The organism is Nonomuraea sp. LPB2021202275-12-8 (genome assembly GCF_037044575.1).
Classification (GTDB): domain Bacteria; phylum Actinomycetota; class Actinomycetes; order Streptosporangiales; family Streptosporangiaceae; genus Nonomuraea.
In genome coordinates, this window is record NZ_JBAHWD010000024.1 from 125,847 (window position 1) to 131,846 (window position 6,000).

Annotated in this window: 8 protein-coding genes; 7 read left to right on the forward strand and 1 reads right to left on the reverse strand. The window is 69.9% G+C overall.

Annotated features, from left to right (window positions below):
• Positions 1-187 precede the first annotated feature (187 nt).
• From V5E28_RS33850 to V5E28_RS33880, 7 genes are all read left to right on the forward strand, one after another.
• On the forward strand, positions 188-1,558 hold the full coding sequence (locus V5E28_RS33850) for a glutamate--cysteine ligase (protein ID WP_336213065.1): 1,371 nt from the start codon (positions 188-190) through the stop codon (positions 1,556-1,558).
• Between the two features lie 5 nt (positions 1,559-1,563).
• Positions 1,564-2,286 carry a neutral zinc metallopeptidase gene (locus tag V5E28_RS33855; RefSeq protein WP_336213066.1) on the forward strand — a complete coding sequence of 241 codons (723 nt, stop codon included), beginning with the start codon at positions 1,564-1,566 and terminating at the stop codon, positions 2,284-2,286.
• 100 nt (positions 2,287-2,386) lie between these two features.
• On the forward strand, positions 2,387-2,644 hold the full coding sequence (locus V5E28_RS33860) for a WhiB family transcriptional regulator (protein WP_336213068.1): 258 nt from the start codon (positions 2,387-2,389) through the stop codon (positions 2,642-2,644).
• A 92-nt stretch (positions 2,645-2,736) separates the two neighbouring features.
• A complete protein-coding gene (locus V5E28_RS33865) occupies positions 2,737-3,435 on the forward strand; it encodes a CPBP family intramembrane glutamic endopeptidase (RefSeq protein WP_336213070.1) in 699 nt (232 codons plus the stop codon).
• Positions 3,436-3,444: 9 nt separating this feature from the next.
• Positions 3,445-4,428 (forward strand): DUF2804 domain-containing protein, encoded by a 984-nt coding sequence (locus V5E28_RS33870; protein WP_336213071.1) that lies wholly within the window; start codon positions 3,445-3,447, stop codon positions 4,426-4,428.
• A gap of 190 nt (positions 4,429-4,618) precedes the next feature.
• A complete protein-coding gene (locus V5E28_RS33875; RefSeq protein WP_336213073.1) occupies positions 4,619-4,819 on the forward strand; it encodes a type II toxin-antitoxin system VapB family antitoxin in 201 nt (66 codons plus the stop codon).
• A gap of 8 nt (positions 4,820-4,827) precedes the next feature.
• A complete protein-coding gene (locus V5E28_RS33880; protein WP_336213075.1) occupies positions 4,828-5,241 on the forward strand; it encodes a PIN domain nuclease in 414 nt (137 codons plus the stop codon).
• Positions 5,242-5,274: 33 nt separating this feature from the next.
• On the opposite strand, the gene V5E28_RS33885 is transcribed toward V5E28_RS33880, so the two are convergent.
• On the reverse strand, positions 5,275-6,000 hold a 726-nt coding region (locus tag V5E28_RS33885; protein WP_336213076.1), incomplete at its 5' end, for a PIG-L deacetylase family protein.

Below are 6,000 nucleotides of genomic sequence, written 5' to 3' on the forward strand. Positions count from 1 at the left end.
CCGGCGGCGCCGACCGTTATCCGGGCGCCAGGACTGGGCAATGATCGGGCGGGAGCGCTGGTTTTGCCGGGCTTGGCGTGCGACATTTCCTGGTATGGGCAGGGATGTGCCAGTCGTCGTGTTCAGTCGGGACGACCGCCGGAATTATCGGGAAAAAGTACGACGATGCCTAGATGTCTTCGCCCAGATGCTGCGCGAATCCCGGTTCGAGAATGACCGGTCGCTCGCAGGGCTGGAGATCGAGCTCAACATCGTGGACCCGGACGGCGAGGCGTGCATGCGCAACGCCGAGGTGCTGGCCGCGATCGCACGCCCCGACTGGGCCACCGAGCTGGGCCAGTTCAACATCGAGATCAACGTCGAGCCGCAGGACCTCGGCGGTCTCGGCGCGCTCTACCTGGAGGAGGACGTCAGAGCCCGGCTCAACCACGCCGAGGAGCGGGCCAGGTCCGAAGGCGCCCACCTGGTCATGACCGGCATCCTGCCGACGCTGCGCGAGCAGGACATCGGCGAGGGCACACTCTCGGCCAACCCCCGCTACCGCCTGCTCAACGAGCAGATCTTCGCCGCCAGGGGCGAGGACCTGCACCTGTCGATCGAGGGCATCGAACGGCTCGACACCCGCGCCGACAGCCTCGCCCCCGAGGCCGCGTGCACCAGCGTCCAGCTCCACCTCCAGGTCAGCCCGCCGGCCTTCGCCGCGCACTGGAACGCGGCCCAGGCCATCGCCGGCCCCCAGGTCGCCGTCTCGGCCAACTCGCCGTACCTCTTCGGCAAGGAGCTGCACCGCGAGACCAGGATCACCCTGTTCGAGCAGGCCACCGACACCCGCCCGGACGAGCTGAAAGCCCAGGGGGTGCGCCCGCGCGTGTGGTTCGGCGAGCGCTGGATCACCAGTGTCTTCGACCTGTTCGAGGAGAACGTCCGCTACTACCCGGCGCTGCTTCCCCTGTGCGAAGAGGAGGACCCGCGGGCGGAGCTGGAGCAGGGACGCACCCCGCAGTTGCCCGAACTGACGCTGCACAACGGGACCATCTACCGCTGGAACCGTCCGGTCTACGCGGTCGTGGACGGCAAGCCGCACCTGCGCGTGGAGAACCGGGTCCTGCCGGCCGGCCCGTCCGTGGTGGACGTCGCCGCCAACGCCGCCTTCTACTACGGCCTGATGAGCATCCTGCCGCACATCGAGCGGCCCATCTGGAGCCAGATGTCGTTCGCCGCCGCCGAAGAGAACCTCACCAGCGCCGCCCGCCACGGCCTGGACGCCCGCCTCTACTGGCCCGGCATGGGCGAGGTCCCGGCGTCCGAGCTGATCCTGCGCCGGCTGCTGCCCATGGCCCACGAAGGACTCGCCCGCTGGGGCGTGGACGGGGCCGTCGCCGACAGGCTGCTGGGCGTCATCGAGGGCCGCTGCCTGACGGGCCGTACCGGGGCGACCTGGCAGGTGGACAAGGTGCGCGCCCTCGGCGGCGACCGGCACGAGGCGCTGCGCGCCATGACGCTGGAGTACATCGAGCGCATGCACACGAATGAGCCCGTCCATACGTGGGCAGTCTGAACCTCGTGACCACTCCCCACGCGCGCCCCTCCGTCACGTCGCCGCCCCCCATCCGGTCCGCCTCGGTCTTTCCTGTGCGGCCTGTCGTGCTGCGTACGGTGCTGCTTGCCGCGTTGCTCTCCCTGATGCTGGGTGGATGTGGCCTGGAGGAGGCGCCGTCGAGGGATGTGCGGGGCGCCGACTCGTTCGAGGACGACGTACAGGGGGCCAGGGCTCTGAGCGAGGAGTTCTGGAAGCAGCAGTTCGCCGCACTTGGACAGACTTATCGGCCTATTTCGCGATTCATCCCCTACTCCGGAGACTCCGGACCGAGCTGTGGGGGAGAGCCCGCCGTCCCCAACAACGCCTTCTACTGTCCACTCGGCCATTTCATCGCCTACGACCAGTCCTGGATGGAGGGACTGTGGAGCCAGATGGGTGACGGATCGGTCTATCTGATCATTCCCCACGAGTTCGGCCACGCCGTACAGGCCCAGCTCCAGACCGGCTTCCAGCTCAACGTCCAGATCGAGCTCCAGGCCGACTGCTATGCGGGAGGCACGCTCAAAGCCCTCATCGACTCCGGCGCTCTGACGGCCGAGCCGGGCGACGAGGACGAGTTGATGCTGAACCTGGAGGCGGCGGGCGATCCCACGGACGACTGGCTGAACCCGGCCGCGCACGGCACGGCCGAGCAGCGCCAGCGCTCGTTCGCGACGGGCTACACCCGAGGTGTCGGCGCCTGCTGAGCATGACGTACGGACACGGCCCGGCACCCGCTGGGGATGTACACGTGTGTCAGCCCACAGGATGATGCGACTGATCATGGGCACGTCATAGCGTTGTCGTATGCCATTGGAGGAGATCGGCTGGCTGCGAAGGGGCGCCTGCAAGTCCAGCGACCCCGAGCTTTTCTTCCCGCTCGCACCCTCGCCCGCCCAGGAAGCACGCGCCAAGGCAGTCTGCGCCGCCTGCCAGGTGCTGGCCGAGTGCCGTGCCTACGCGTTAAAGGCCGGCGAGGCCGACGGCATCTGGGGTGGTCTGACCCCCGAGGAGCGCCGCCGCACCCGCTTCCCCGCAGGCTGGCGCAGCCCCGCGGCCTCATAGGCCGGCGTGGATCCCGGAGGACCCCTGTGCGCTCGTCACGTCGATCTCCGCGCGGGCGCCGGTCGGCGCCCGGTTCGACGTAGCCTGCAGGGATGCTGCTCCGCTCGATCGCCGTGCTGGTCGCGGCCAACGTGCTCAACAACAAGGTCGCGCCGCGGCTCGGACCGCTCACCTCCGCCGCGGCGACCGCGGCCTTGGTGGCGATGGCCCGCAGGTCTGGGCTGTCCTGGGAGGAGCTCGGGTTCGAGCACGGGCGCAAGGGGGCGGTGGTCGGCGGTGCGCTGGCCGCGGGGGTGGCGGCGGTCTACACCGTGGGCATCAACGTGCCGCGTACCCGGCCCTTCTTCCACGATGAGCGGGCGCTGTCGCTGACCCGGGCGCGGGTCCTGGAGGAGGCGCTGGTGCAGGTGCCGCTGGGGACAGTGCTGCTGGAGGAGGTCGGCTTCCGCGGCGCGCTGTACGGGATGGTGCGGCGCACCCACGGCACCGCGGCCGCCACGGCCGTGTCGTCCGGGCTGTTCGGGCTGTGGCACATCCTGCCGGCCATCGACATGGCCCGCGCCAATCCCGCGCTCGGCGCTCTCACGGCGGGGGAGTCGCCGGGGCACCTCGACACGGCCCGGGTGGTGGCGGGCAGCGTGCTGTCCACGGCGGTGGCGGGGGTTCTGTTCTGCGAGCTTCGGCGCCACCGCGGGCTGCTGGCGCCGTCCATGCTGCACCTGGCGACCAACTCTCTCGGCTACCTGTTCGCCCGGCTCGCGGCGAGGACTCACGAAGGTCGCGCCCAGTAGCCTTCGCTCATGCTGACCCCTGAGCGGGAGATCACCGCGCCCGTCGACCTGTGCCTGCCGGACGGCCGGCTCAACCCGGAAGCGGTCGGCTGGACGCGCCGGCCGCTCCACCGCGCCAACCTGCGCGGCTGGGGACGGACCAAGCGCTGGGAATACTGGGGCATCGTCACCCCTGCTCACGTGATCGGCGTGGTGGCCTCCTCATTGGACTACGCGGGCGTGCACGGCGTCTACGTGCTCGACCGCGCCACTGGGGCGGAGACGGTCAAGGACGTCGTGGTGCCGCTGGCGCGCCGCACCACCATGCCGGACCGCAGCGGTGAAGGCACGGCCCGCGCCCAGGGCGGCGGGCTGGCCATCGACATCGAGCAGCGACCCGGCGGCACCACCCTGCGCGCGCTCGCGCCGGGCGTCGAGGTGGACCTGGAGATCCCGCTGCCCGAGGGGCACGAGTCACTCGGCGTGGTGGTGCCGTGGGGGCCACGGCGGTTCCAGTACACGGTCAAGGACCTCGGGCGGCCGGTGCGCGGGCGGCTGAAGCTGGAGTCGGGGGAGCACGTGGTGCGCGAGGAGGACTCCTTCGCGGTGCTCGACCATGGCAGGGGACGCTGGCCGTACTCGATGGTCTGGAACTGGGCGGCGGGCAGCGCGCCCGGGAGGGCGATCCAGCTCGGCGGCAAATGGACCGCCGGGACCGGGATGACGGAGAACGCGCTGTTCGTGGACGGGCGGCTGCACAAGATCGGCGACGAGCTGTCGTGGCGCTACGACCGGGGCGACTGGCTGCGGCCGTGGCGGATCAGCGGGGAGCGGGTCGAGGTGGAGTTCACGCCGTTCCACGAGCGGGTGGCCAGGACCGAGCTGGGCGTCGTGGGGTCGGAGACACACCAGTGCTTCGGGCACTTCGCCGGGCGGGCACGGGCCGACGACGGCGCGTGGATCGAGCTCGACGGGCTGACCGGCTGGGCGGAGGAGGCGCGGCAGCGCTGGTGATCCCCCGGTCGTGTCGGGTGTTTCATCCGCGGGGTGGAGATCCTCCACCGACGCGGCAGCCGGCCGGAGCCGACCGTCACACTTGCCCTGACGTCACCTCCGCGCCTCAACGTGTTCGATCGAATGCGGAGAGTGCGTATATCAAGATCACGAGCTGTGATATACGCTGGAGTTACGGAGGTGGTTCCCTATGAGGACCGTTATCGACATCGACAAGGAGCTCCTGCAGGTGGCCCAGGAGGAGTTGGGGACGAGCAATATGAAAGAGACAGTCCACGTCGCTCTGACGGAGATCGCCGAACGGGCAAGGCGTCGCGAAGCGTTCGAGTACTGGACCTCGCGGGACAATACGGATCTCCTGGATTCGGAGATCATGAAGGACGCGTCCTAGCCGCGGGCGTGGTCTACCTCATCGACAAGAGCGCCCTGGCACGGATGCCCAACCCCGTCGTCGCACGGGCGCTCAAGCCGCTCCTGCTCGACAAGATGCTGGCCATCTGCACGATGACACAGCTCGAGGTGCTCTACAGCGCGCGGGACCCCGCGGGGTACGAGCTCGACGCCCAGCACCTGCGGCAGGACTTCATCCATCTGCCCATGGACGACAAGGTGGAGGAGCGAGCCATCGACGTCCAGACGATGCTGGCCCGCAACTCGCAGCACCGAGGCGTCGGCGCTCCTGATCTGCTGATCGCCGCCTGCGCCGAAGTGCACAACGCGACCCTCCTGCACTACGACCGTGACTTCGACCGCATCGCCGAGGTCACCGGGCAGCCGTCGCTGTGGGTCGTGCCGCCGGGATCGGTGTCCTGACCCCCTGCATCCGGCCCGGCCCCCGGCCGCCGTTCAGGTGGTCGGGACGCTCTGGAAGCCCTCGGCGTAGCGGCCCTCGCCGAAACCCGCCTGCTCGGCCCACGCGGCGGAGCGGGACCTGACGAAGTCGGCGAACCCTTCGACGTGCGCCACCTGGCTGACGTGCGAGTGCAAGGCCGCGAGCTTGCGGTCGACGGCGGAGGTGATGTCCACGAAGTGGTTGGGGGTGGAGCCGCCCGTCAGCCACACCTCGCGTGCCGTCCACGCCTCCAGGCCCTCCTGCTGGAGCAGGTCGGGGAAGGCATAGGGGTTGCGGGCGTCGGGATAGACGGCGTCCATCGCGCAGCCGCCCACCGCGCGGTGGTCGGGGTGGCTGGGCGCGACGAACTGGTAGTTGCGGTCCGGGTGGTGCGTGATGACCAGGTCCGGCCGTACCTGCCTGATGACCCTGGCGATGGCCTTGCGCAGCTCCAGAGAGGGCACCACGGCGCCGTCGGGGTAGCCGAGAAAGCGCAGGTCGGTGACGCCGACGCACTTGGCCGCCGCGGTCTGCTCCGCCCTGCGGAGCTCGGCCATGCCGGCGTGGTCGAGAGCGCGGTCGTTGCCGCCCGCGTCGCCGTCCGTGACGATCAGGTACGTGACCTCGATGCCCTTGTCGGAGAAGAGGGCGACGCTGCCGGCTGCTCCGAAATCGACGTCGTCCGGGTGCGCGGTCACGACGAGGACTCTGTTGATCTCGCTCTCGGGCAGCATGGCCTT